The organism is Ferribacterium limneticum, from assembly GCF_020510565.1.
GTDB lineage: Bacteria > Pseudomonadota > Gammaproteobacteria > Burkholderiales > Rhodocyclaceae > Azonexus > Azonexus limneticus_B.
The window spans coordinates 1,862,155-1,886,416 of record NZ_CP075189.1 but is presented as its reverse complement, the minus strand read 5'-3'; the positions used below and the strand labels follow the sequence as shown (position 1 = coordinate 1,886,416).

The window sequence follows — 24,262 nt, the reverse complement described above, 5'->3', positions numbered from 1 at the left end:
CAAGCCCTCATCGGCCCTGAATTCAAAGTGCGGCACGGATTCTGCTAATAAATAAAAAACGATTTATTGAGGAGCCTTTCGATGTCGGCTACACCGCTTGCCCAAGCCCGCGCCACTGTCACGCCGGAAACTGCACTGCCGCCCGAAGCCTATAGCCAGGCAGTCGACCAGGCTGACCTGGCGATTTCAATCACTGACGCCAAGGCCAACATCCTGTTTGCCAACGAAGCCTTCACCCGCGTCACCGGCTACAGCAAGGACGAGATCGTCGGCAAGAACGAATCGACGCTGTCCAATCACACCACCCCGCCGGAGATATACAAGGCGATGTGGTCCGACCTTTCGGCGCAGAAGCCGTGGGCCGGCAAGCTGCTCAACAAGCGCAAGGATGGCGGGCTCTATCTGGCCGAACTGAGCATTTCCCCGGTGGTCGACGGCGACGGCAAGACCACCCATTTTGTCGGCATGCACCGGGACATTACCGAGATGCACCGCCTCGAACGCCTGGTCCGCAACCAGAAGCACCTGATCGAATCGGTCGTCGATGCCGCCCCGATGGCTTTCGCCCTGCTCGACCCGAGCGGCCGCGTCGTTCTCGACAACCAGGAATACAAGAAAATGGTCAGCGACCTGCGCCTCAAGGAGCCGGCCCACACCATTCTCGACAGCGTGCTGCCCAGTTGGCGCGACAACCTGGCCGAACGCCCGCAGGAATGCTTGGTCACCCAGCGCGAAGCCCGTGTCGACCGCGCCGCCGGCCGGCCACGCTGGCTGTCGGTCACCTCGTCGATCATCGACATGCACAGCGATTGCGCTGACAGCTACTTCTGCGCCGATGGCCAGCCCGGTCTGCTTGTGGTCATGTCCGACATCACCAGCCTGCGCGACGAGCAGGAGCGCGCCCGCGCCTCGGCCCTGCAAGCGGTTCTGGCCGAGGAAGAACGCACGGCGGCGATCCGCGAAGGCTTGTCGGCGGCAATCTTCCGCCTCGAAGAGCCGATGAACGTCATGACCTCGGCCATCTCGGTGCTCCAGCGCCGCGACCCGGCGAGTGCCGCGATGCTGCAGCAAGCCCTGAGCGGCAGCCGCGAGCACCTCGAAACGCTGCGCCAGGTCATCCCGCAAGGCCAGCATGAAATCGTCGTCGGCGTGAACATGAATGAAATCCTCCGTGACGTGCTTGAAGTCAGCACGCCGCGCCTGCTTTCGGCTGGCATCACCGTCGACTGGCAACCGGCCTCGACCCTGCCGCCCATGCTCGGTCGCCCGCTGCAGTTGCGCATGTTGTTCAAGGCGCTGGTCGACAACGCCATCGAGGCGATGAACATCAAGGGCTGGAAGCGGCGCGAGTTGTCGCTGATCAGCGCGCTGACCAACGAATGCATCGTCGTTTCCGTCATCGACAGCGGCCCTGGCATTCCACACGAATGGCGACACAAGGCTTTCGAGCCGTTCTTCACGGCCAAGGGCGGCAGCGGCAAGCACATCGGCACCGGCCTGTCGCGCGCCCAGCAGGTGGTCGCCGACCATGGCGGCATCATCGATCTCGATGACAGCCCGAGCGGCGGTTTGGCGGCGATCGTCGAATTCCGCGTCGATGGCGACCCCATCTAAGAAGAACAACAACGAGAACAGCATGCACGAACACATCATTCACTCCCTCTCAGACGAATGCCCGCCGCCCGGCGGTTTCTGCCGAACGCACGAGCTGAACATCCAGTTGCTGGCAGCGCTCTACGCCGTCAGCCGGGTGCTCAGCCGTTCGCTCGATTTCAACGAAACCCTGCGTGACGTCCTGCGCGTCCTGCACGACGAGGCCGGCCTGACGCGCGGCCTGATCAGCGTGCTTGATCCGGAAACCGGCAAGCTCAACATCCGCACCATCTACACGCCGGAAGGCCCGATCCTCGACGACAACCAGTACGGCCCGGGCGAAGGCATCATCGGCCTGATCCTCGAAAAGCCGCGCACCATCAAGCTCGTGCGCGTCGCCGACGAAGCCCGTTTCCTCAACCGCGCCCAAGTCTATTCGCCGGAACTGCCCTTCATCGCCGTGCCGATCAAGGTCGGCGGCGACCTCAAGGGCGTGTTGGCAGTTCAGCCGGAAGCGCCGGAGGACGGCCTGCTCGAGGAGCGCGCCCAGTTCGTCGAGATGGTCTCCAACCTGATCGGCCAGAGCCTCAGCCTGTCGATGGCCGTCGCCCAGGAAAAGTCATCGCTGCTCGAAGAGCGCGACCTGCTCCGGCGTACCGTCCGCCACCAGTTCGGTTTCGACAGCATGGTCGGCCGCTCGGCCGTCATGCGCCGGGTTTTCGACCAGGCGCGCATGGTCGCCAAATGGAACACGACGGTGTTGATCCGTGGCGAAACCGGCACTGGCAAGGAACTGATCGCCAACGCCATCCACTACAACTCGCCGCGCGCCCGCAATGCGCTGGTCAAGCTCAACTGTGCGGCGCTGCCGGAAAACCTGCTCGAATCCGAACTCTTCGGCCACGAACGCGGCGCCTTCACCGGTGCTGTCGAGGCGCGCAAGGGACGTTTCGAACAGGCCCACGGCGGCACGCTGTTCCTCGACGAAATCGGCGAAGTCTCGGCCGCCTTCCAGGCCAAGATGCTGCGCATCCTGCAGGAAGGCGAATTCGAGCGCGTCGGCGGTAGCAAGACCATCAAGGTCGATGTCCGCATCATCGCCGCGACGCACCGCGACCTCGAAACCGCCGTCGAAATGGGCGACTTCCGCGAAGACTTGTTCTATCGCCTCAACGTCATGCCGCTCTTTCTGCCGCCGTTGCGTGAGCGCATCGAGGACATCCCCGAAATCGCCCGCCACCTGCTCACCAAGATCGGCAACGACCAGAAACGCAAGCTCAAACTGACCGACATGGCCAACCGCCGGCTGGCCAATCACGAGTGGCCGGGCAATGTGCGCGAGCTGGAAAACTGCCTCGAACGCGCCGCCGTGCTCTCCGACGACGGCAACATCGACGTCGATCTGATCCGCTTCCCGAGCGTCCGCGAACGCACCAGCCCGCGTCCGATCCGCTCCGCTGCCAGCGCCCCGCCGGAAAACTACCATCGTCCTGCGGTCAACCCGAATTCCGGGGCAAATCCGGAAATCGACATCGATGATCCGAACCTGTCGGAAAAGGAACGCGTCATTGCCGCGCTGGAACAGGCCGGCTGGGTGCAGGCAAAGGCGGCGCGCATTCTGGGCATGACGCCGCGGCAGATTGCCTATCGGATTCAGACGCTGAATATTGAGGTGAAGCAGTTCTGATTCGGGTTTCTGGTTAATAGGCTTGGGGCTCCGGACAGGCTTGGGGTTCCGCCTTGCTGGCGGGCGTACTTTCTTTTGCTTCGCCAAAAGAAAGTAGCCAAAGAAAAGGCGACCCCGGGGGCGGCGCCCTTCGGGTTCCTTGCGCTACTCGGCAGACCGGGCGGCTTGCTAAACTCGCCTGCGGCTCAGACAACGCAAGCCGACTGCCCCCGGCCCGCCTGCGTTGCTCAGCGCCTTCCACGGGGACCCCAAAGGCGTCCGGGCTCAACCGATTTGCCCCAAGAATTGCATTCCTACGGTCAACCGGAAAAAAGGGCAAAAAATGAAATCGGCCATTCAGGCCCCCAAGCTCAAGTACAGGTCGTTTCACCGGCCCCCTTGAGAGGTGCCGAGCAACGCAGGAAGGCCGGGGGCTTTCGGCGAGGACTGTCTGAGGGGCGCAGCCCCGAGTTCCGCAGCCGCCCGGCCTGCCGAGTAGCACAGGGAACCGGCGCAGCCGGCACCGACCCAGGGTCGCCTTCTTTTTGCTTACTTTTTCTTGGCGAAGCAAGAAAAAGTAAGACGCCCAGCAAGGGCGGAACCTCCTGCCAATTGCCACACCAAAACCACACTTGTCGCAAACGCGACACAACAACACAACCCAAGCCATTGAATTAATTAACTTTAAAGCTGGCACTCCCCTTGCAATAGCAAAGCTATCAACCAGGAGAGCTCCATGCCAAAACCGAAGAAACACGTACTCGTCTGCGTCCAGGGACGCCCTGCCGGCCACCCGCGCGGCTCTTGTCAGGAAAAGGGCTGCGGCGCCACCTGGCAGGCGTTTTCCGATGAATTCACCGCCCGCAACCTGTGGGCCTCGGGCTTCGCGCTGACCAACACCGGCTGCCTCGGCCCCTGCCACCTCGGCCCGAGCGTGCTGGTCTACCCGGAAGGCATCATGTACACCGGCGTCAAGCCGGAAGACGTCGGCGTCATCATCGACGAGCACCTGATGTTCGATCAGCCGGTCGAGCGCCTGCTGGCGCCGCCTGACGTCTGGGCCTGAGATCATGGAAACGACCGTCCAGCAATATCACATCGGCGACATGGTCTTCGCGGCTGAAGACATCTTCAACGACGGCGGCATGCCCGGCTTCGAAGATGAAGAAGCCTTGATCGTTCCCTCCGGCCTGCGCGGCGTCGTCGTCCATTTTGGCGTCGCCGAAATGGACGAAACCAAGGAAATCTATCTGGTCCAGTTTGAAAACGGCCCGGATGGCAGCCTCGGCGCCCCCATCGGCTGCCTGCCGGAAGAGCTGACGCAGGATTCCACGGTCAACGCGTAAAAATGGCCAAAATTGGAATCTTCTTCGGCACCGACACCGGCCGCACCCGGCTGATCGCCAAGCAGATGGCGAAAAAGCTGGGTGACGTTGCCGATGCGCCGGTCAATATCGGCCGGACGACGCTAGCAGATTTCCTCGCCTACGATGCACTGATCGTCGGTAGCCCGACGCTCGGCGATGGCGAATTGCCCGGCCAGTCGGTCGGCCTAAGCCAGCCGAGTTGGGAGGAGTTCCTGCCGCAACTGGCTGGCGCCGACCTGTCCGGCAAGACCATCGCCATCTTCGGCCTCGGCGACCAGAAGAAATACGCCGAAGAATTTGTCGACGCCATTGGCCTCATCCACGACGCCGTGGTCGCCCGCGGCGCCCGTGTCGTTGGCCGTTGGCCGACCGCCGGCTACGACTTCACCACCTCGCAGGCGGTTGATGGCGACGACTTTCTCGGCCTGGCCCTCGATCAGCATCACCAGCCCCTGCTCACCGAAGAGCGCATCAACACCTGGCTGGCCCAAATCCAAGCGGAGCTCCTGCCATGAACGCCAATCCCTGGGCCGCCCCCAAATCCCGTGAGATCCGCCGCGTCCTCGTCTCGCTCGACGAGCGCATCGCCCAGGCCTGCGACATCGAGCCGGATGCCGGCGACGATCCGCACATCGTCACGCTGCGCCACGCCGAAATCGCCGCGCTGCGCGCTCATGTTTACCTGCACGGCCAGCGCAGCGGCACCTACGGCATTTTCTACGAATACCCACACCCGGTGCCGGGCATTCTCGAAAGCGAAGAAAACCTGCCCCTACCCAAGGTGCTGGCCAGCCTCGCCCTCCATTTCGACGCCTGATTGCCACAATCCGGCCAGCCCTAACCTATTCCTGCACCCACCCTCCGCCATGAACTCCTTGCCCGGAAACGCCAGCCCCAGCACCAGCAATTTGGTCAAAGAACCCGGCTGCAAAGGAGGCACCCCGGATGCGCGAATCTGGCAAGAAGATCTGCCCGCCGAATGGTTGAATGCCGTCGAAGCGCCGCTTTATTACGCCCACTACCGCGAATACGAAATCAGCGCCGAGCGTGCCGTTGGCTACGACGCCGACGACAAACCCTGCTTCACCTGCCATCGCTTTCTGCTCACCCAAACCAGCAGCGGAGAGACAATTCAGCCGGTGGTCACGTTCAGCGAACGGATGTCGGCCTGGCGCCTGCGTGACGATCGCTGGCTGGTCTTCCGGCGCAACAGCGCCAACCACGGCAGCGAACCGGCCAGCTTCTACGCCTTCAGCAGCACCATGCCGCGCTAAGGCGCCGCGCTTCCAACCTGACACCAGCCCCATTTCGCACGCGACAGTAGCCTCTGTCACATTCGCGACATCGTTGTATAGTTAACAACACAACGAATAGAAAAACCACACAAAACACCTGAAATACCCCTGCTTTTACGTGGCATGGCTTTTGCCATGACAAGAATACCGTTATATACATTCTTATATCTTGCCATGAAAACAGATCCCAGCACCGGTGCCGGAAAAGTCCACAGCCGGACTTGCAAAAGCCAGGGTAAAGGCCATCAGCCAAGCGAACCGGACTGGCTTGAGCACCTGCCAGCGGAATGGCGGGAGACCGTCGAGCCACCGCTCTATTTCGAGCAATACAGCGAATACGAAATTCGTGCGGAGCGCACCGTCGGCTACGACGCCGACGACCAACGCTGTTTTACCGCCCACCGCTACATGCTGACCAGCCTCGCTTCGGATGACGACGAGGAGTTCTACGAACTGGTCACCTACAGCGAAGAAATGGCCGCCTGGCGTCTGCGCGACGAGCGCTGGCTGGTCTATCGCCGTATCTCCACCAACAACTGCAACCAGTCCCGAAGCTTCTATGCCCTCAGCCCCGACATGCCCCGCTGAATCAGCCGGGGGCCTGCCCCTTGGCAAGTTGCGCCGTCAACTCGGGCTCTCGCAAATCGCCATGGCCGACCGTCTGCGGGTTTCGCAACCGAACATCGCGCAATTCGAAAACAAGGACGACATGCACCTGACCACGCTACGCCGCTATGTCGAGGCTCTGGGCGGACGCCTCGAAATCGTTGCCCGGTTTCCAGGCAGTAGCTTCGAAATCACCTTGCCCGAATCGACCCAAAAATCACCGCATCACCCATCCAGCCAGCCACAGTCAGGGAGGACTTCATGCTGAAAAACACCAAACCGTGCGGCCGCAGAAAACTGCTGGCCATCCTCGTTGCCAACCTGCTGCCCACCGGCTTCGCCATGGCGGCCGAACCCGTCTTTGAACTCGGCGCCATTCAGGTCATGGCCCAAAAGGACGAACTCGGCGAGATCGGCGCAGAGCAGGTTTCGTCGCTCATCACCAGCGAAGACATGAAGCAATTCAACCGCGACAACGTCGGCGATGCGGTCAATCTCCTTTCCGGCGTCACCATCGCCCTGGGCGGTCAGCGCAACGAAAGAACCATCAACATCCGCGGCTTCGACTCGCGTCAGACACCGCTCTTCATCGATGGCATCCCGGTCTACGTCCCCTACGATGGCAATGTCGACATCACCCGCTTCACCACGGCCGACCTGGCTGCCATTCAGGTCGCCAAGGGATTCAGTTCAGTTTCCTACGGCCCTAACACCATGGGCGGCGCAATCAACCTGATCTCGCGCAAACCGCAGGCCCCACTCGAAGGCGATGCCCGCCTCGGCTTCGGCTCGGGCAACGAACGCCAGACCTCGGTCAATGTCGGCTCGAATCAGGGCCTGTGGTACATCCAAGCTGGCGCCTCGTATCTGGAAAGCGACTACTTCCCGATGTCCAAGGATTACCAGCCGACCACCCGCGAAGACGGCGGCCATCGCGAAAACTCCTACCACAGCGACCAGAAATTTTCGCTCAAACTCGGCCTGACGCCCAATGCCAGCGATGAATACACCATCAGCTACACCAAGCAGAACGGTGAAAAAGGCCAGCCGCCATCGACCTACCCGAGCGTCAATCGCTTCTGGCAATGGCCGTACTGGGACAAGGAAAGCCTCTATTTCGTCTCGCGCACCGCCCTCAGCGAGCACGAAACGATCAAGGCCAGGCTCTACCAGGACAAGTTCAAGAATTCGCTGCACATTTTCTCGAACGGCACCTATTCGACCATCACCAACCCGGTCACCGACATCAGCGCCTACGACGACGAAACCTGGGGCGGATCGCTGGAATTGTCGTCCGTCCGCCTCAAAAACAACGAAATCAAGTTTGTCACTCACTACAAGGTCGACAAGCACCTCGCCACCGACGGCGCCGGCGCAGCGACCGAGTCTTTCCAGGACACGTTGTACTCCTTCGCAATCGAGGACAACCTGAAGATCACCCCCGACCTCCTGCTGTCGCTCGGAGTATCACACCACAGCCTGACCGCCGACAGCGTCTACAAATCAGGGGCAACAATCACCATCCCCGATGAGAAAAGCGCCACCAACGGGCAACTGGGCCTGTTCTACGACCTCACCGCAAATGCCCGGCTCTACGCCACGGTCGCCCAGAAAACCCGCCTGCCGACACTGAAAGACCGCTTCTCACTGCGATTCTCCACCTACATAGAAAATCCCGGGCTAGCGCCGGAAGAGTCGATCAATTACGAAATCGGCTACCAGGGCAGCCCGTGGCAGGGTGCCAAGACGGAGGTGGCGGTCTTCTACAGCGACATCAGCGACAAGATCCAGACTGTCTACCAGCCGGGCACGACAAGCTGTAGCGGTGCCAACCGCTGCCAGATGCAAAACGTCGGCAAGGTCCGCAGCACCGGTTTCGAACTCGGCCTGCGCACCCCGCTCGCCAGCTGGCTCGATGTCGGCGGCAACTACACCTTCATCAACATGGAGAACATCAGCAGCCCAGGCACCAGGCTGACCGATGTCCCCAGTGAGAAGCTGACCGTCTATGCCCTGATCCGCCCAATCGGCCAGCTCGAAATCATTCCCTTCTTCGAATCCGAAAGCAGCCGCTGGGCGTCGAATACGGTGAAGACCGGCGACCACACGACGATCAACCTCAAGGCAGCCTATCGCCCGATCAAGGACCTGACCCTCGAAGCCGGCGTCACCAATCTGACCGACGAGAACTACGCGCTGGCCGACGGTTTCCCGAACCCCGGGCGGATGTGGTTCGCCAACGCCAATTACCGGTTCTAGCCCTCGCCCATCACCCGCACGGAGGAATAGCATGAAAAACAGCCCGTCCTGCCACAGTTCCCGTCGTCGCCTTTTGCTCGGCCTCGGCGCCGCCGCATCGTTGGCAGCAAGCCCGTTGCGTGCCGCCACCCCGCGCGAACGCAAGCCCGTCGTTGTCCTGACCAGCTACAACGATGAAGTCTTCTCGCGTTTTGAAGCTGCCTTCGAAAAAGCCTGGCCGCAATACAAGCTGCAGCTGGTCTGGAAAATGCCACATGAAGCCCAGGCCGTGCTGCGCCAGCCGAGCCAGGGCGGCATCGACGTTTATTGGAGCGCCTCGCCGCGCAATTTCGCGGCACTCGCCAGCGACGGCGCCTGGCAGCCGCTCGGCATCGATCTCGCCGGCCTGCCCGAACGCATCGGCAAAGCCGGCCTACGCGACGCCGACGGTTTCTACACTGTCACCGAAATGGCCGGCTACGGTTTTATCGTCAATCCGAACGCCCTGGCCCGCCAGCAACTCAAGCCGCCAACCGACTGGACGGATCTGACCCAGCCCGGCTACGCCGGCAACATCGTGCTGCCCAACCCGGCTCGCGTCGGTTTCGCGCCGGTCATGGTCGACATCGTGCTACAAGCCTACGGCTGGGACAAAGGCTGGGCCGTGTGGAGCGCCATCGCCGGCAATGCCGGCAGCCTGACCGAACGCGGCTCGACCTTCGTCACCGACGAGGTGGCCAGCGGTCGCCAGGCCCTCGGGCTGACCATCGATTTCTTCGCCGCCTCGGCCATTGCCAATGGTGCGCCGTTGCGCTTCGCCTACCCGAAACACAGCGGCATCAACCCGGCCCACATCGCGATAACCAAACGCGCCACCAACCCGGCCGGCGCCCGCGCCTTTGCCAGCTTCGTGCTGTCCGAGACCGGACAGCGCATCATCACCCACGCCGACATTCACAAGATGCCGGTGCGCCCTGCGGTCTACGCCAAGCTGCCGGCTGATTACTTCAATCCCTTCCAGGCCGCCGAGCAGGGCGTTTTCGACTACGACGGCGAAGCGACACGCAACCGGCTCAACGTCGTTGCCGCGCTGTTCGAGCAAACGCTGATTCGCGACCACGCAGAGCTGGTCGGCCTGTGGCAACGCATCCACCGGGCCGAAGCTGCCGGCAAGGACGTCGGCGCTGCCAGACGACTGCTCGAAGCGCCGCTCATCTCGCAGGAAGAGGCCTCCGCCCCGGCGTTGCAACGCCCCTTCCGCACTCGCCTCGAAGGCGCCAACCCGGAAGCCGGCGATCTCGAACGACAATGGCAAGCCGCCAGCCAATCCCGCCGCGCCAGCGTCGTCAGATTGCTTGCCGCGCAGGGAGCCTGAGCATGCGATGCCAATTACTCGCCGCCTTGTTGCTGCTCGCCGGCATTTTGCCCACGCAGGCCGACGATGCCCTGCGCGAAGCCTATACCCAGCCGCTGCCTGGCCTTGCCGATACTGACCGCGAAGCCTTCTTCCGTGGCCGCAGCCTGTTCCGCCAGAGCTGGGTCGTTGCCCCGGCCGAGGATAGCGCCGCCGGCCTCGGCCCGCTCTACAACCGCCTGGCCTGCATCTCCTGCCACCAGAAAAACGGCCGCGGCCGCTCACCGGACGGCCCGGACGAACGCATGCTGTCGATGCTCGTCCGCCTGTCGGTTCCCGGCAAGGCGGCGGATGGCGGGCCAAAGGCGCATCCGGCCTATGGCGGCCAGCTCAACGAGGAAGGCATCGCCGGCGTCCCCGGCGAAGGTCGCGCAGCGCTGAGCTGGATCGAGACAAAACCGGTGACCCTGGCCGGTGGCGAAAAAGTCAGCCTGCGTCGGCCGCGCATCGATTTCGTGGACCTGGCCTACGGCCCGATTGGCAAGGTGCTGTTCTCGCCCCGCATCGGGCAGCCGGTCTACGGCCTCGGCCTGCTTGAGGCCGTCCCCGAAAAGACGCTCGTCGCCATGGCCGCTGAAGCCAAGGCCGACGGCGTGCGCGGCCGGCTCAACCGGGTCTGGGATGCCGCCGCAAAACAGACGGTCGTCGGCCGTTTCGGCTTCAAGTCGAACCAGCCCAACCTGCGTCAGCAGATCGCCGGCGCCATGGTCGGCGATCTCGGCATCACCACGACGCTGTTCCCCGACGAGAACTGCACGCCGGTGCAGAAAGCCTGCCAGAAAGCGCCTTCGGCCGGCCATCCGGAGATGAGCAATAGCGACCTCGATGCCATCGAGTTCTATCTCGCCAACATCGCGGCACCACCCCGGCGCAAGGCCGACGACCCGCAAGTCCGCGCCGGCGAACGGCAATTCGCCAGCCTCGGCTGCGCCAGTTGCCATCGGCACGAACTGCAGACCGGCCCGAGCCCGCGTTTCCCGCTCACCGCCAACCGCCAGATCGCGCCCTACACCGACCTGTTGATTCACGACATGGGCAAGGGCCTGGCCGACGACCGGCCGAATTTCCAGGCCAACGGCCGCGAATGGCGCACCCCGCCGCTCTGGGGCATCGGCCTCGTACCGCAGGTCAACGAGCACAGCCAGTACCTGCACGACGGCCGCGCCCGCAATCTGCAGGAAGCCATTCTCTGGCACGGCGGCGAGGCGCGCACTGCCCGCCAGCGCTATGTCGCGGCACCACCGGCGGCTCGCCGTGAGCTACTTGCCTTTCTTGAGTCGCTTTGAGCCTTCATTCGCCAGCAGAACGCTTGTGCGGAATCGCGCCAGCTTGACCGCCAAATCTCATTGACGTTGACCAGCCGAATTCTTCCTCTTGACCAAGTTTTGTCGCATAGCCTCCAAATGTCGATATATTGTCAACTTTATAACGCATCAAATACGGCAATCAAATCCACGCAATTGCGGTATCAAACCAAGGTGCAAATCCTGCAACAATCATTGCTATAAGGATATCAAATGAAACTTGACTACAAGCCGCCTCCCGAAATCGGATTAGACAATGCGTTATATATTGGCATATATATTGCGTTCCCTGAGTAGCGGGGAGTTATGACGAGCAGTTGGCGTCGCAACCCGGCACCATTTTTCTGACTTTTTAATTTTTTTTGAGGGTACGCGAATGAATCACGTAAAGAAGGTCGTTATCGCGACACTAGGGGCGCTGATACTCCCGATGGCCGCACACGCCGATACCACCGTATTGACGCATGTCAGTTCAAGCATCGGCGGCAGCGGGGGAGCCGGCGGATCCGGTACTTACTGGAGCGACATGGTCTTTCCCGTCTACACCACGGCGCAAGATGGCTGGGGTTGGGCGGGTGGCGCCGGTGGCGTCCAGGGCGGTCTGGCCATCAACAATACGGGGGGCTTCTCTACACCTTCTAACGAAGCTTTCCACTTTGACATTGGCAGTACGGTCGACTCGCTGAATGCCTCTTATGGCGCCGGCAACTGGACGGTTGATAACGTCACGCTGAGTTTTAGTTCCTCCTACGCCAGGCAGAACAACTCGCGCTTTGGTGTAGGTACGGGCACGTTCGACATCCTTTGGGTGGAGAACGACAACTGGTATCAATCCGCAGGCACGCCCACCGACAAACAACTGAATCCGATCTACGCGTCCAATCAGACGGATCTCGATGTTTGGGCAGGCACATCTTCCCTGCTAGGCTCGGAAACGTTTACCCGGGTTGGCACCACAGGCTACGTTGGGCTCAGCTACTCACTGAGTGAGCAAGGCAGCTTCGTACAAGACATCCTGAGTGCCTCCGCATCCGGCGACAAGGCGATCTCGCTCTACCTGATGGGCACCAGCGACACCCTCGGGATGATCATCTTCACCGGCGGCCAGGGGCAGGCACTCCCCACCCTCAGCTTCGACGTGGTCGCTGCCCCGGTACCCGAACCCGAAACCTACGCCATGTTCCTCGCCGGCCTCGGTCTGCTCGGTGCGGTTGCCCGGCGGCGTCGCCAGTCGGTATAAGGTTTGCGCCTGGTGGCCTGCGCGGCCATTCCAGGCCAAATTTGAAACGCCGTCTCTTCCCTCTCCATTTCCCCGCTTCGGCGGGGATTTTTGCGGTTTCGTCGGCGCGGGCGGCGATAACGAAGAGCGGTAGTGTCAGCCCCATTTTCTGTATGCCGAACAGGTGCGTCCCGCCCTTCGGCAGAGGAATCCCGTTCCATCTTCCGTTCATTCACTGCCATCCATCCAAGGAGATTCAATATGTGCCAAGGCCTGCCTGCGTCGCTAGATCCGGTGCCCAACGCCGTTCCTCATGTCTGTGGCTGTGGCGGCCACGGAGCCGCTATCAGTGCCAAGCCCGAGGTGGGGCGTCGTGTACCGGCCAGCCACGAAATGGAAATGCCAGAGGTGCCGTTTCCTTCCGCTCGCGTCCTATCCGTGGCCGGTCCGGGAGCGTTGCGCGAACTGGTACGTCATCATCACGCCTTGCTGCGGAAGAGTGAAATCGGCCACTTGTTTGCCGCTGACGACGCCGCCTTCACCAATCTGGTGGAACGGATCGCCGACTACGTGGTGGAAGTGTGCGGCGGCCCGGCGGCGTTTACGCCAGTCCACGGCAACACCTGCATGCGTACCCGTCACTTCCCCTTCAGCATCGACGAAGCTGCACGGGAGACCTGGCTGGCAAAACTGCTTCAGGCCATGGCTGAAACGGGCTTTCAGCAAGAACTGCATGAGGAATACTGGGCCTGGATGGAGGCTTTCACCGTGCGCATGATCAACCGCCGCACCACCAAGGCCCAGCCAGCCCACTTGCCTTACGCCATGGCGCGGGTGCGCTTTGGCGCCCCATTTCATTCCTAAAAAAAGAGGTTAGACCATGAAATTTTGGCGCAGCTATCTTGCCATCCTGTTGGCGATCGGTGTGGTGACGTGCGAGGCAGCGCAGGGCGAGGCCGGTGGGGCTCAGGTGAAAGTGGCCGTGGTGGGAGGGCTGGTGCTTTCGGGTGTCTGGCCCGCCCTCGCCGAGCGTGCCGGCAAGGCGACCGGCCTTAGGATCGAGACCGTGGCCGCCGCGCCCAAAGAAGGCGTGGTGCCAGTCTTTCGCAAAGGCGAGGCCGATCTGCTGCTGATTCATGGCAGCGACGAGACCTATGGCCTCCTAGCGGCCGGTCTGGCGGCGCCGCTGCGGGCCTGGGCCATGAATGAGCATGTGATCGTCGGGCCAAAAGATGATCCGGCCGGGGTGGCCGGTGCCCCGGGGGCCGCTGAGGCCCTGCGCCGCATCGTTGGCGCTGACGCGCCCCTGATCGGCTTCCGTGACGTCGGCAGCTTCGCCATCGTCCATGGCTTGTTCCGCACCCTCGGTTTGCGCCCGGGGCCGCGCCAGCAGTTGTACGACGATGCCGAGTCGCCGCAGCAGGTGTTGCGCTCGGCGGCTGACAAGGGTGGCTATGCGGTGGTCGGCCATATTCCGGTGGCCTTCGGGAAGATGCCGAGCGAGGGCATGGCGGTGCTGCTCAAGGGTGACCCGGCCATGCGTCGTGTCTATGTGGTGGTTGAGCCGGGGCCGCTGCATCCGGCGAGCCCTCTACGCCGCAAGCTCGCTCAGCGCCTTGCCAATTACCTCGTCAGCCCGCGTGGCCAGGCCGATCTGGCGACTGCCGACAAGGAAGCCGGCGGCCCCTGGGTGTTTCCGCTTCCGGTGCGGCCGTGAATTCCGTTCTGGTCTTCCAAACAGCGATGCTCTCCGCCACGCCGACCGGCAGATCCCCTAAGAGCGCATCGCACAGGCCATGGCCCAAGGCTCTCGCCTGGGACTGACGCGCATCGGCTTTGTTACCACACCCGAATAGATACCAAATACGCCTAGAGAGCACTTTCGTGAAACGCAATAAGCTTCGTTTTTTTTCGGGTCTGTTGGCTTCCACCGTTGCCTTGCCCGCCGTGGCGGAAGGCAACGTGGTTGCTGGTGATACGACGCTTGGCGAAGTCGTGGTCACCGGTGAAAGGATTAATCCGCTCAAAATTCCCGTGAAAATGACGGTTGTCACGGAGGCTGAAATCAAGGCCAAAGGGGCTCAAACCGTGGATGAGGCCTTGAAAGACGTGGCAGGCCTGTATGTGACCGGTAGCAATGTGAAGGGTAGGAAGGTTGCCCAGATTCGCGGCAGCGATGCCAACAGCACCAAGGTAATTATTGACGGCGTGATGCTTAACGGTGATGGCGACGCAAGAAGGGATTTATCGATAATACCCACCGACAATATCGAGAGGATTGAGATATTCAAGGGGCCTGTTCCCGTCATTTACGGTACGAATGCACCCGGTGGGGTGATATTCATCACCACGAAAAACCCTTCGGGGAAAACTTCCGGCGCGCTGGGCCTGTCCATGGGAAGTTGGGGTACGGAAACGTATTCTCTTTCGTTGGGCGGAAGCGTCGGAGATGTCAGCTACTACTTTGGCGCAAAGAAGAGCAATACGGATGGTTACAACGACAACCCAAACCATGTTGGCGGCTATAAGAAAAATACCGCCGAAGAAGCGCAATACTTCAATGGGAAGCTGGTATGGGATATCAATCCGGCAGCCACTCTTACCGTGTTTGGCTCGTATTCAGACACGACTAGACAACTACCGAATCGTTATAACGAAACGACCCGTTTGACATATCCTGGCGGGGGTAGCGGGCTTACCGCACAAAACAACTATTTTGGCGGCGGAGGGACAGGTTCCCCTGCTGCTGCTACTTATAACTGGGCATATGAGCCTATTAAGGAGTCATACCTTGGTTCCGTATATAACCACAATCTGAACGAAAATAACGATATCAGCTTGAAGGTTTATCGGTCCGAGTTGAAGAGTCTGCTGACAACACAAGGTTCTGCCCCTTTGTTCAATTTCCAAAGTGTGGATTGGGATGGCAGTACAAATGGCTATGAATTGCAGCATACGATTAGAACCGGCAAATCAGTAACCGTGACCTGGGGTTATTCCAATGAAACAAGAAGTTTAGTGGAGATAACCCCTCAGGATTCTTCCCTGACTAAATATGCACGTGGTGACTATAACTACTCCGGTAGCAGTTATTTTATGCAAGCCGTATTTAATCTCGGCAGCCAACTCGATGTAAGCGTGGGCTACAGGCATAACACGGTTAATGATCATCTCGTCGTAAAGAACGTAACATGGACCAAACCGGCCAGCCATGAGCAAATCGGCGAATATTCATCCAACGATCCGGTTCTGGCGTTGAATTTCAGGCCAATCGAAAATATTGCGCTGCGTGCATCAGTAGGAAAGAGCTTCAGAGCACCTACCGCTATGGAGAGATCTGCCCCACTAACGGCCTCGGTGGTTCAGCTACCGCTACCGTATTACGGTACAGAAGTCTTACCTGAACGCGGGCTTAACCGTGAATTGGGGCTGGAGGCCGCAACAAGCTTCGGGCTTGGCGTGGGTATCACCTGTTTCAACAGACATATTACCGACATGATTAAAGGCGCCGGCGCCGGCGGTGGGCACACCCAGTATTTCAATATTCCCGAGGTTGAAATGCGCGGCTTCGAGGCGGAAGTCAGCCAAAAAGTGGGGGAGAGTATCAAGGGATTCGTCAACTACTCTTATACGAATGCCTATGACAAATTGATGGGTACTCAGGTAAGCGATATTCCGCGTCGCAAGTTCTCTTACGGGCTCAATTTCACCAATAACGGCCTCACTGCAAACCTGACGGTAAACCATGTTGGGCCGGTGAGAAGCATGTACAGTCAGGGCAGTGGTAATGGCAGCAGCGATGGAAACTATAGCAACGTAATTGCTGGTGTCTCTACATATTGGGGAACCCGGGATTTACCGGGCTACTATCTCGTTGATTTGAAGATCAACAAAAAGCTCGGCAATAATGATTACTACGTTAAGGTTCAAAACCTGCTTAATCATCAATATTACCCAGCGGCATACCTTGCCGCGCCTGGTCGGTATGCGGAGGTTGGAGTCACGATCAGGTTTTAGATGTGCCTCTAGCAACCTGTCGGGCTTGAGCCGATGATTTACGCCAGATATTCGCTGGTTAGCGTCGATGAGAAACGATGGGTAATCGGATGATATTCCGCACCGCCCAGAACAGCTTTCGGATTCCTACGGTCTACCGGAAAAAATGGCCAAAATTGAAATCCGCCGTTCCAAACCGGACGCAACAAAAAGGCGGTCAAACGACCGCCTTTTTGCTGTCTGAGTCAGGCAATCAGGCCGGAATGCCCAGAATGACGTGGCTGGCCTTGATCAGGGCCGAGGCTTCGCTGCCCTCTTTCAGGCCCAGTTCCATGACCGCCTCGTTGGTCACCACGGAGTAGACCGTCGTGCCGCCCGGCAAGGTGACGGCCACCTCGGTATTCACGGCGCCTTTTTGCAGCTTGCCGACTTTTCCGGCCAGCTGATTGCGGGCCGAGAATTTCACGTTGGCCGGGCCGGCCAGCAGCATCACCCACGGCGCCTTGACGTAGGCGACCGCTTCCTTGCCGACCGCCAGACCGAGCGACTTGACGCTGCCTTCTGTCACGATTGCGACAATTTTGTCGCCACCCGGCATGGTGACTTCGACTTCGGCATTGACCGCACCGTCGACCAAAGCGGTGATTTTCCCCTTGAATACATTGCGTGCGCTGACATTCATGCTGTTCTCCTTGCTGAGTTGAGGTGACTGGCCCGCTTTTCGCTATATACATTAACAACTAACGCTTTTTCGTCGGGTTGCCTACACTCTAGCCCCTGCCGTCTTGTCATTACAACCACAACGGCAGACTATTTTACGGACATTTCAAGCACCACAACCTGAGTTATAGTAACCGCTATATAAACTTAAACATCACGAAATCATGGACACCATCCTGCACCGCCTGCGTGGCAAACTGGAAGTCGATACCGAATTCGGCACCTTTCTCGGCGACACTCGCATCCGCCTGCTTGAAGCCATCGACCAGCATGGTTCGATCTCCCAGGCAGCAAAAGCCGTACCCATCTCGTACAAGGCCGCCTGGGATGCCGTCGATGCCATGAACAACCTGGCCGACCAGCCGCTGGTCGTCCGCTCGACCGGCGGCAAGAACGGCGGAGGCACGCTACTCACCGAGCACGGTCGCAAGACCATCGCCCTCTACCGCGCGCTGGAGGCTGAATACCAGGCGGCGCTGGAACGCCTGCAAGCCAGCATGAACGACGGCGAAGCGAGCGATTTCAAGCAGTTCAGCAAGCTGCTCAAGCGCATGTCGATGAAAACCAGCGCCCGCAACCAGTTCGTCGGTCACGTCGTCGGCCTGCGCGAGGGGCATGTCGATTTCGAAGTGCGCATCAAGCTCGACGATGAAAACGAAATTGTCGCCGTCATTACCGGCGATTCAGCCGAGAACCTTGGCCTGACCATCGGCATGGAAATCAGCGCCCTGGTCAAGTCGTCGTCGGTGCTCCTGCTCAATGACCCGAGCGTCAAAACCAGCGCCCGCAATCACCTGTGGGGCGAAATTACCCGCATCCACGACGGCCCGGTCAATGCCGAAATAACGCTGAGCATGAAGAGCGGCAAATCGGTCTGCGCCGTCGTCACCCACGACAGCGTCGAAAAGCTCGGCCTGACTGTTGGCGAGCAGGCCTGCGCCGTGTTCAAGGCCTCGTCGGTCATTCTTTGCAAGTATTCCTAATCGCCTCTGGAGCCCCGTCATGAAACGCCTGAGCACCCTCATCCTCTCCCTGCTGTCCATCGCCACGGCCCACGCCGATGAAGTCCAGGTCGCCGTCGCCGCCAACTTCACCGGCCCGATGCAGGTCATTTCCGTGCTCTTCGAGCGCGACACTGGCCACAAGACCAATCTGTCCTTTGGCTCCACCGGCAAGTTCTACGCCCAGATCGCCAACGGTGCGCCGTTCCAGGTCCTGCTCGCCGCCGATGACGAAACGCCGGCCAAGCTGGTCAAGGAAGGCAACGCCGTGGCCGGCACACCCTTCACCTACGCCATCGGCAAACTGGTTCTGTGGTCGGCCGATGCCAAGCTGGTCGACGCCAAGGGCGAGGTACTCAAGAAGGGTGGCTTCAAGCACCTCTCGCTGGCCAACCCGAAAACAGCCCCCTACGGCGCGGCCGGCATGCAGGTCATGAGCAAGCTCGGCGTCGCCGACAACATCAAGCCGCTGATCGTCCAGGGCGAAAACATTTCGCAAACGCATCAGTTCATTTCGACGGGCGCCGCCGAGCTCGGCTTCGTCGCCTATTCGCAGGTCATCAAGAACGGCGCCGTCGGCTCGGGTTCGGGCTGGCTCGTTCCGGGCAACCTCTACGACCCGATCCGCCAGGATGCGGTGATTCTCGCCAAGGGCAAGGACAAGCCAGCCGCCATTGCGCTGATGAACTTCCTCAAGGGCGAGAAGGCTCAGGCGGTGATAAAGTCCTTCGGCTACGAACTGCGCTAATCCAACAAAACTCCGGGCACCATGCTGACAGACAGCGACCTCCAGGCCATCTGGCTGACCACGCGACTGGCCGGGATCACGACCCTGATCCTGCTCCTCGTCGGCACCCCCATCGCCTGGCTGCTGGCGCGCAGCCGTTCGAGGTGGAAGGGGCCGCTCGGCGCCGTCGTTGCCCTGCCACTGGTGCTGCCACCCTCGGTGCTCGGTTTCTATCTGCTGCTGGCCATGGGGCCGCACGGGCCGGTCGGCCAGCTGACCGCCTCGCTCGGCCTCGGCGTGTTGCCCTTCACCTTCTGGGGTCTGGTCGTCGCCTCGTCGTTTTACTCGTTGCCCTTCATGGTGCAGCCGCTACAAAACGCCTTTGAAGGCATCGGCGAGCGGCCGCTCGAAGTCGCTGCGACCTTGCGCGCTTCGCCGCTCGACACTTTCTTTTCGGTCGTCCTGCCGCTGGCTAAACCGGGTTTCATCACTGCTGGCGTGCTGACCTTTGCCCACACCGTCGGCGAATTCGGCGTCGTGCTCATGATCGGCGGCAACATTCCCGGCGTCACCCGCGTCGCCTCGGTGCAGATCTACGACCACGTCGAGGCCATGGAATACGCCGACGCCCACCGCCTGGCCGCCGTCATGCTGATTTTCTCCTTCACGGTGCTGCTCGCCATGTACGTCCGCCGTCCCAAGCCGGCGAAGGGAGACTGAGATGGACAGCATCAACGCCCGTTTCAAACTCGACTGGCCCGGCTTCACGCTCGATGTCGACCTCGCCCTGCCCGGCCGCGGCGTCACCGCACTGTTCGGCCATTCCGGCTCGGGAAAAACGACGCTTTTGCGCTGCCTGGCCGGGCTGGAAAGACCTTCCCACGGTCGACTCGAATTCAAGGGCAAAATCTGGCAGGACGAAAATACCTGGCTGCCGACGCATCAGCGGCCAATCGGCTACGTCTTCCAGGAAGCCAGCCTGTTCGCCCATCTCAATGTCCTCGGCAACCTGAATTTCGGCCTGAAACGCAGCGCCACGGCGCAGCGCGTCGGGCTGGAACAGGCCATCGAACTGCTCGGCATCGGCCACCTGCTAGCCCGCAAGCCGGACACGCTGTCCGGCGGCGAACGCCAGCGTGTCGGCATCGCCCGGGCGCTGGCCGTCGGTCCGGAAATCCTGCTCATGGACGAACCGCTGGCGGCGCTCGACCTCAAGCGCAAACAGGAAATCCTGCCCTATCTCGAACGCCTGCACGACGAACTGGCCATCCCCGTTATTTACGTCAGCCACTCGCCCGACGAAGTCGCCCGCCTGGCCGATCACATCGTCGCCATGGACGGCGGCCGGGTCGTCGCCGACGGACCGCTGGTCGAAACGCTGGCCCGCCTCGACCTGCCGATCCGGCTCGGCGAGGACGTCGGCGTCGTGCTTGATGCGACGGTCGGCGAGGTCGATGCCGAATGGCATCTGGCCCGCGTCGATTTCGCTGGCGGCAGCCTGTGGACGCGGGATCGCGGCGTTCCGACCGGCAAGCACGTACGCGTTCGTGTGCTGGCCCGCGACGTCAGTCTGGCCGTGCACCACCCGGAGCCAAGCAGCATCCAGAACGTCCTCGACGGCACGGTCGAATCGATGGCTGCCGACGACCATCCCGGCCTGCTGCTGGTCCGCGTCCAGATCGGCGCCAGCCAGCTGGTTGCCCGCCTGACCCGCCGTTCGGCCGCCCAGCTTGGCATCGCACCGGGCCTGCCGGTCAGTGTTCAAATCAAATCCGTGGCCCTGATGGAATGATGACTAATCCCTACACCCTGCCCGACAGCGAGCTCGAACGGCTGCTCGACGAAGACGTTCCCTGCGGCGACGCGACGACCTTTTCCCTCGGCATTGGCGACCAGCCCGGCCGCCTCGTCTTTCGCGCCCGCCAGGCCATTGTCGCCTGCGCCAGCGAAGAAGCCCGGCGCATGGGCGAACTGCACGGTCTGCGCAGCATCGGCAACGTCGTCGCCAGCGGTAGCCGGCTCGCTGCCGGCGAAACCATCCTAATGCTAGAAGGCCACGCTGCCGGCCTACACAAAGTGTGGAAAACGGCGCAGACCCTCATGGAATACCTGTCGGGCATCGCCAGCAGCACGGCCGAGATTGTCGCCGCCGCCCGCAGCGCCAACCCGGACATCGGCATTGCCTGCACGCGCAAGAACTTCCCTGGCACCAAGGCCGCCGCCATCAAGGCCATCCTGGCCGGCGGCGCCAGCCCGCATCGCCTGAGCCTGTCGGAAACGCTGCTCGTCTTCGCCGAACACCGGGCCTTTCTCGGCAACGAAGCGCCACGCGCCACCGTGCAACGCCTGCGCCGCGCCTGGCCGGAACGCGCCATCGTCGTCGAGGTCGGCGACGAGGCGGAAGCCTTGTGCTGGCAAGAGGCCGGTGCCGACATCCTGCAACTGGAAAAAATGCCGGTTGCCACGGTCAACCGGATAAAAGGGCTGATTCCGAAATCCTCGCACACGCGCATCGCGGCGGCAGGCGGCATAAATTCTGCTAATGCAGAAGATTATGCGCGGGCCGGGGCCGACATTCTGGTCACCTCCGCCCCGTACTTCTCGCCGCCACGCGACGTGGCGGTCACGCTGACAGCCCTGTAAAGACGCCGCTCGCCATGAAAATCGCCATCGCCACCAAGGACTTCGAAACCGTCAGCAGCCATGCGGGGCAAACCCGACAATGGCTGGTTTACGACCTGACCGATCACCGTTCCAACCAGTTGCTGCCCGCCCCGCGCCGGGTCAATCTGGAGAAAGAGCAAGTGCTCCACGTCTTCGAGGACAACGAAGCGCACCCGCTTGACGGCATCGACCTCATGGTAGCGGCCAGCGCCGGCGATGGCTTCATCCGGCACATGAAAAAACGCGGCACCGAAGTTCTGCTCACCGGCGAAACCGACCCTGCCCTCGCCATCACCCGCATCCTGGCCGGCGAAGCCCTGCCCGATCAGCGCTTCGACATCACGACGGCGCTGTGCAAGGTGCGCGATTTGTTTTCACGGCATTGAGAAAAGCCGCCGTCATTCCCGCGGAGGCGGGAATCCAGCTCCTCACTGGACTCCCGCCTCCGCGGGAGTGACGAATCTAAGCCTCAAACCAGCGCCCGCGCCAGCAACACAGCCACATGCACCGCATCCCGCCCAGTCCCATCCTTGATCTGATGCCGACACGAAAATCCATCCGCCACAATCGTCGCATCCACCGGCGCTGAGCGAACCGCAGGCAGAAGCGCCAGTTCGCCCATCTTCACCGAAGCCTCATAGTGTTCCGACTCCAGCCCGAAGCTGCCGGACATGCCGCAACAACTGGCATCGACGATCTCGAACTCGAATTCCGGTATCCAGCCGAGCACTTTTTTCATCGACTTCATCGCCCCGAAAGCCTTCTGGTGGCAATGGCCATGCACCACCGCCTTGCCGCCGGGAATCGGCTTGAGGTCGAGCTTCAAGCCCTTGTTGCCCTCGCGCATGAGGAATTCCTCGAACAGGAAAGCCTGCTTGCCGAGTTGCCCGACCTCCGGGCCGAGCGACAGGCTGTAGAACTCATCGCGCAAGGCCAGCAGACACGACGGCTCCAGCCCGACAATCGGCGTCCCGGCGGCCAGGGCGGGCGCCAGCGCGGCCATCACGCGCTGGCCTTCGAGCTTGGCGGCATCGACCATGCCTTGCGACAGATAGGTGCGGCCGCAGCACAAGGGGCGTTCCGGCTCGGCATCGTCGGTTGCCGGGCGCAGCACCTCGACGGCATAGCCGCCCGCCGTCAGCACGGCGGTGGCTGCCTCGGCCACTTCGGGCGTGTAGTAGTGGGTGAAGGTGTCGACAAAAAGGGCCACTTTTCCCCGTTGACCGTGGGATTCCGTGCTTTCGGCGAAAACCGGCTGGCTGACGATCTCGGGAATCGGCCGCTTGGCCGAAATCCCCAGCTTGCGCTCGACCAGCCCGGCCAGCCAGGGCGAGGCATTGCGCAGGCGAACCAAGGCAGCCAGCGGCCGACGATAACGATGCAGCCATTCCGGCAGGCCGCCGAACAGCTTCGCCCGACGCGGCACGCCGAGTTCGTCGTTGCGATGCGCCAGATATTCGGTCTTGATCAGCGTCATGTCGACCGAGCTCGGGCATTCCTTCTTGCAACCCTTGCAGGAGACGCAAAGGTCCATCGCCGCCGCCAAATCTCGATGGATGAACGGCTGCTCGCCGAATTCCCCATTCAGCGCCGCCTTGAAAGCCTTGACCCGCGCCCCGGTCGAATGCGCCGGATCGCCGGTGATCCGGTAGCTCGGGCACATGACGCCCTTGCCGTCGCGCTGACACTGGTGATTGTTCATGCAGACGGCAACCGCCTTGGCGTAATTGCCGCCGGTTGCCGGAATGCCGGCATAGGCGTCGCCCATGCCGTAGGTGTCGTAGGCCGACCAGTCGAGAAAGGTTTTCATGGTGGACATGAAGCAAAACCGGCGCCACGGCAATAGTCTTTAAAATCAAAGCATCGCGACTGTCAGTAATGCGACAACAAGGCCGAAACAGGGACAGTGATCGGTATAATCCCGGCCTTATTCCATGGTTAGGCAACAGCATGAACGACGAGATCAATTACCAGAACAATCCGCTGCACGGGCTCAGTTTAAAAAACCTGCTCGTTGAAATCGTCGATCACTACGGGTTCGAGATCCTGTTTGCCTATCTCAATATCAATTGCTTCAACAAAAACCCGAGCATCGATTCCGCCGTCAAGTACCTCAAAAAGACCGATTGGGCGCGCCAAAAGGTCGAAGCCTTCTATCTGTACAAGTTCAAAAGCCTTCCCCGCGCTTCTGACCAGCAGTTCGAACTACCGCCTCGGGACCGGATCGTGCCGCCGGACCAAATACCGGGCGCCCCCGCTGAATTGAGCCTCGAAGATGCCGAGCGATTGAGAGAAAAGCGCATCAAGAAAGCCGCCCAGCACGACCAGGAAAAAAGCCAGCGAGGCGCATCGGTCAAGAGAACGCCAAGCCGTGCAAACACCTCAGCCAGCGATTCGGACCCGTGGGCGAAGTGGAGAAAATGAATTCGGGGAATCGCGCGCAGCATCAATC

Annotated in this window: 26 protein-coding genes; 23 read left to right on the top strand and 3 right to left on the bottom strand. The window is 61.1% G+C overall.

Annotated elements, in window-relative coordinates; all coding sequences use genetic code 11:
• Positions 1–81: 81 nt before the first annotated feature.
• The 12 genes from nifL to KI610_RS09045 all read left to right on the top strand — a co-directional run bounded on the left by nifL (position 82) and on the right by KI610_RS09045 (position 11,465).
• A complete protein-coding gene (nifL, locus tag KI610_RS09100; protein WP_226498327.1) occupies positions 82–1,614 on the top strand; it encodes a nitrogen fixation negative regulator NifL in 1,533 nt (510 codons plus the stop codon).
• Complete coding sequence (gene nifA / locus KI610_RS09095) at positions 1,598–3,280, top strand: nif-specific transcriptional activator NifA (protein WP_226498326.1); 1,683 nt, start codon at positions 1,598–1,600, stop codon at positions 3,278–3,280. Before nifL ends, nifA begins: the two co-directional genes overlap by 17 nt.
• 715 nt (positions 3,281–3,995) lie before the next feature.
• On the top strand, positions 3,996–4,325 hold the full coding sequence (locus tag KI610_RS09090; protein ID WP_226498325.1) for a (2Fe-2S) ferredoxin domain-containing protein: 330 nt from the start codon (positions 3,996–3,998) through the stop codon (positions 4,323–4,325).
• A 4-nt stretch (positions 4,326–4,329) separates the two neighbouring features.
• On the top strand, positions 4,330–4,605 hold the full coding sequence (locus KI610_RS09085) for a nitrogen fixation protein NifZ (protein WP_226498324.1): 276 nt from the start codon (positions 4,330–4,332) through the stop codon (positions 4,603–4,605).
• Positions 4,606–4,607: 2 nt separating this feature from the next.
• Positions 4,608–5,141, top strand: a complete 534-nt coding sequence (locus KI610_RS09080; protein ID WP_226498323.1) for a flavodoxin — start codon at positions 4,608–4,610, stop codon at positions 5,139–5,141.
• Entirely contained in the window at positions 5,138–5,443 is a 306-nt protein-coding gene (locus KI610_RS09075) for a hypothetical protein (protein ID WP_226498322.1), read from the top strand. The genes KI610_RS09080 and KI610_RS09075 overlap by 4 nt, the downstream gene beginning before the upstream one ends.
• 91 nt (positions 5,444–5,534) lie before the next feature.
• Positions 5,535–5,900, top strand: a complete 366-nt coding sequence (locus KI610_RS09070; RefSeq protein WP_226498321.1) for a hypothetical protein — start codon at positions 5,535–5,537, stop codon at positions 5,898–5,900.
• A 195-nt stretch (positions 5,901–6,095) separates the two neighbouring features.
• Positions 6,096–6,509 (top strand): hypothetical protein, encoded by a 414-nt coding sequence (locus tag KI610_RS09065; protein ID WP_226498320.1) that lies wholly within the window; start codon positions 6,096–6,098, stop codon positions 6,507–6,509.
• Positions 6,510–6,570: 61 nt separating this feature from the next.
• Positions 6,571–6,795, top strand: a complete 225-nt coding sequence (locus tag KI610_RS09060; RefSeq protein ID WP_404827491.1) for a helix-turn-helix domain-containing protein — start codon at positions 6,571–6,573, stop codon at positions 6,793–6,795.
• Positions 6,789–8,786: a TonB-dependent receptor plug domain-containing protein gene (locus KI610_RS09055; protein WP_226498318.1), complete on the top strand. Its 1,998-nt coding sequence runs from the start codon at positions 6,789–6,791 to the stop codon at positions 8,784–8,786. Before KI610_RS09060 ends, KI610_RS09055 begins: the two co-directional genes overlap by 7 nt.
• A gap of 31 nt (positions 8,787–8,817) precedes the next feature.
• Positions 8,818–10,140: an ABC transporter substrate-binding protein gene (locus KI610_RS09050; RefSeq protein WP_226498317.1), complete on the top strand. Its 1,323-nt coding sequence runs from the start codon at positions 8,818–8,820 to the stop codon at positions 10,138–10,140.
• Positions 10,141–10,142: 2 nt separating this feature from the next.
• Complete coding sequence (locus KI610_RS09045; protein WP_226498316.1) at positions 10,143–11,465, top strand: di-heme oxidoreductase family protein; 1,323 nt, start codon at positions 10,143–10,145, stop codon at positions 11,463–11,465.
• Positions 11,466–11,469: 4 nt separating this feature from the next.
• Here the strand turns inward: KI610_RS09045 and KI610_RS09040 are convergent, their stop codons facing one another.
• Entirely contained in the window at positions 11,470–11,613 is a 144-nt protein-coding gene (locus KI610_RS09040) for a hypothetical protein (protein ID WP_226498315.1), read from the bottom strand.
• Between the two features lie 246 nt (positions 11,614–11,859).
• Here KI610_RS09040 and KI610_RS09035 point away from each other — a divergent pair, with 246 nt between their 5' ends.
• The 4 genes from KI610_RS09035 (at position 11,860) to KI610_RS09020 (ending at position 16,719) form a co-directional block, all read left to right on the top strand.
• Complete coding sequence (locus tag KI610_RS09035) at positions 11,860–12,723, top strand: PEP-CTERM sorting domain-containing protein (protein ID WP_226498314.1); 864 nt, start codon at positions 11,860–11,862, stop codon at positions 12,721–12,723.
• A 240-nt stretch (positions 12,724–12,963) separates the two neighbouring features.
• Positions 12,964–13,566, top strand: coding sequence for a globin domain-containing protein (locus KI610_RS09030; RefSeq protein WP_226498313.1), 603 nt, complete (start codon positions 12,964–12,966; stop codon positions 13,564–13,566).
• A gap of 16 nt (positions 13,567–13,582) precedes the next feature.
• Positions 13,583–14,419 (top strand): tungsten ABC transporter permease, encoded by an 837-nt coding sequence (locus tag KI610_RS09025; protein ID WP_226498312.1) that lies wholly within the window; start codon positions 13,583–13,585, stop codon positions 14,417–14,419.
• Positions 14,420–14,586: 167 nt separating this feature from the next.
• Entirely contained in the window at positions 14,587–16,719 is a 2,133-nt protein-coding gene (locus KI610_RS09020; RefSeq protein ID WP_226498311.1) for a TonB-dependent receptor, read from the top strand.
• A 232-nt stretch (positions 16,720–16,951) separates the two neighbouring features.
• On the opposite strand, the gene KI610_RS09015 is transcribed toward KI610_RS09020, so the two are convergent.
• Positions 16,952–17,380 (bottom strand): TOBE domain-containing protein, encoded by a 429-nt coding sequence (locus tag KI610_RS09015; RefSeq protein WP_226498310.1) that lies wholly within the window; start codon positions 17,378–17,380, stop codon positions 16,952–16,954.
• 202 nt (positions 17,381–17,582) lie between these two features.
• Here KI610_RS09015 and KI610_RS09010 point away from each other — a divergent pair, with 202 nt between their 5' ends.
• The 6 genes from KI610_RS09010 to KI610_RS08985 are packed head-to-tail and all read left to right on the top strand — an operon-like array spanning position 17,583 to position 22,196.
• Entirely contained in the window at positions 17,583–18,401 is an 819-nt protein-coding gene (locus KI610_RS09010; RefSeq protein ID WP_226498309.1) for a TOBE domain-containing protein, read from the top strand.
• A gap of 19 nt (positions 18,402–18,420) precedes the next feature.
• Positions 18,421–19,167 carry a molybdate ABC transporter substrate-binding protein gene (gene modA / locus KI610_RS09005; protein WP_226498308.1) on the top strand — a complete coding sequence of 249 codons (747 nt, stop codon included), beginning with the start codon at positions 18,421–18,423 and terminating at the stop codon, positions 19,165–19,167.
• Positions 19,168–19,188: 21 nt separating this feature from the next.
• Entirely contained in the window at positions 19,189–19,866 is a 678-nt protein-coding gene (modB, locus tag KI610_RS09000) for a molybdate ABC transporter permease subunit (protein ID WP_226498307.1), read from the top strand.
• A gap of 1 nt (position 19,867) precedes the next feature.
• Complete coding sequence (modC, locus tag KI610_RS08995; RefSeq protein ID WP_226498306.1) at positions 19,868–20,938, top strand: molybdenum ABC transporter ATP-binding protein; 1,071 nt, start codon at positions 19,868–19,870, stop codon at positions 20,936–20,938.
• The gene (gene modD, locus KI610_RS08990) at positions 20,935–21,789 is read left to right on the top strand and encodes a ModD protein (protein ID WP_226498305.1); all 855 of its coding nucleotides are present in this window, start codon (positions 20,935–20,937) and stop codon (positions 21,787–21,789) included. The genes modC and modD overlap by 4 nt, the downstream gene beginning before the upstream one ends.
• A 14-nt stretch (positions 21,790–21,803) precedes the next feature.
• A complete protein-coding gene (locus KI610_RS08985) occupies positions 21,804–22,196 on the top strand; it encodes a NifB/NifX family molybdenum-iron cluster-binding protein (protein ID WP_226498304.1) in 393 nt (130 codons plus the stop codon).
• An 83-nt stretch (positions 22,197–22,279) separates the two neighbouring features.
• On the opposite strand, the gene KI610_RS08980 is transcribed toward KI610_RS08985, so the two are convergent.
• Positions 22,280–23,629: a (Fe-S)-binding protein gene (locus KI610_RS08980; RefSeq protein WP_226498303.1), complete on the bottom strand. Its 1,350-nt coding sequence runs from the start codon at positions 23,627–23,629 to the stop codon at positions 22,280–22,282.
• A gap of 131 nt (positions 23,630–23,760) precedes the next feature.
• Here KI610_RS08980 and KI610_RS08975 point away from each other — a divergent pair, with 131 nt between their 5' ends.
• Positions 23,761–24,234, top strand: a complete 474-nt coding sequence (locus tag KI610_RS08975) for a VF530 family protein (RefSeq protein ID WP_226498302.1) — start codon at positions 23,761–23,763, stop codon at positions 24,232–24,234.
• The last annotated feature ends 28 nt before the right edge of the window (positions 24,235–24,262 follow it).

Bases quoted from the DNA above. Each gene is read 5' to 3' on its own strand.
- KI610_RS09045 (WP_226498316.1), top strand. From the start codon at position 10,143: ATGCGATGCCAATTACTCGCCGCCTTGTTGCTGCTCGCCGGCATTTTG.
- KI610_RS09080 (WP_226498323.1), top strand. From the start codon at position 4,608: ATGGCCAAAATTGGAATCTTCTTCGGCACCGACACCGGCCGCACCCGG.
- KI610_RS09010 (WP_226498309.1), top strand. From the start codon at position 17,583: ATGGACACCATCCTGCACCGCCTGCGTGGCAAACTGGAAGTCGATACC.
- KI610_RS09055 (WP_226498318.1), top strand. From the start codon at position 6,789: ATGCTGAAAAACACCAAACCGTGCGGCCGCAGAAAACTGCTGGCCATC.
- modD (WP_226498305.1), top strand. From the start codon at position 20,935: ATGATGACTAATCCCTACACCCTGCCCGACAGCGAGCTCGAACGGCTG.
- KI610_RS09075 (WP_226498322.1), top strand. From the start codon at position 5,138: ATGAACGCCAATCCCTGGGCCGCCCCCAAATCCCGTGAGATCCGCCGC.
- KI610_RS09085 (WP_226498324.1), top strand. From the start codon at position 4,330: ATGGAAACGACCGTCCAGCAATATCACATCGGCGACATGGTCTTCGCG.
- KI610_RS09030 (WP_226498313.1), top strand. From the start codon at position 12,964: ATGTGCCAAGGCCTGCCTGCGTCGCTAGATCCGGTGCCCAACGCCGTT.
- KI610_RS09025 (WP_226498312.1), top strand. From the start codon at position 13,583: ATGAAATTTTGGCGCAGCTATCTTGCCATCCTGTTGGCGATCGGTGTG.
- KI610_RS09050 (WP_226498317.1), top strand. From the start codon at position 8,818: ATGAAAAACAGCCCGTCCTGCCACAGTTCCCGTCGTCGCCTTTTGCTC.
- KI610_RS09035 (WP_226498314.1), top strand. From the start codon at position 11,860: ATGAATCACGTAAAGAAGGTCGTTATCGCGACACTAGGGGCGCTGATA.
- KI610_RS08980 (WP_226498303.1), bottom strand. From the start codon at position 23,629: ATGTCCACCATGAAAACCTTTCTCGACTGGTCGGCCTACGACACCTAC.
- nifL (WP_226498327.1), top strand. From the start codon at position 82: ATGTCGGCTACACCGCTTGCCCAAGCCCGCGCCACTGTCACGCCGGAA.
- KI610_RS08985 (WP_226498304.1), top strand. From the start codon at position 21,804: ATGAAAATCGCCATCGCCACCAAGGACTTCGAAACCGTCAGCAGCCAT.
- nifA (WP_226498326.1), top strand. From the start codon at position 1,598: ATGGCGACCCCATCTAAGAAGAACAACAACGAGAACAGCATGCACGAA.
- modC (WP_226498306.1), top strand. From the start codon at position 19,868: ATGGACAGCATCAACGCCCGTTTCAAACTCGACTGGCCCGGCTTCACG.
- KI610_RS09040 (WP_226498315.1), bottom strand. From the start codon at position 11,613: ATGCGTTATAAAGTTGACAATATATCGACATTTGGAGGCTATGCGACA.
- KI610_RS09065 (WP_226498320.1), top strand. From the start codon at position 6,096: ATGAAAACAGATCCCAGCACCGGTGCCGGAAAAGTCCACAGCCGGACT.
- KI610_RS09090 (WP_226498325.1), top strand. From the start codon at position 3,996: ATGCCAAAACCGAAGAAACACGTACTCGTCTGCGTCCAGGGACGCCCT.
- KI610_RS08975 (WP_226498302.1), top strand. From the start codon at position 23,761: ATGAACGACGAGATCAATTACCAGAACAATCCGCTGCACGGGCTCAGT.
- modB (WP_226498307.1), top strand. From the start codon at position 19,189: ATGCTGACAGACAGCGACCTCCAGGCCATCTGGCTGACCACGCGACTG.
- modA (WP_226498308.1), top strand. From the start codon at position 18,421: ATGAAACGCCTGAGCACCCTCATCCTCTCCCTGCTGTCCATCGCCACG.
- KI610_RS09060 (WP_404827491.1), top strand. From the start codon at position 6,571: ATGGCCGACCGTCTGCGGGTTTCGCAACCGAACATCGCGCAATTCGAA.
- KI610_RS09015 (WP_226498310.1), bottom strand. From the start codon at position 17,380: ATGAATGTCAGCGCACGCAATGTATTCAAGGGGAAAATCACCGCTTTG.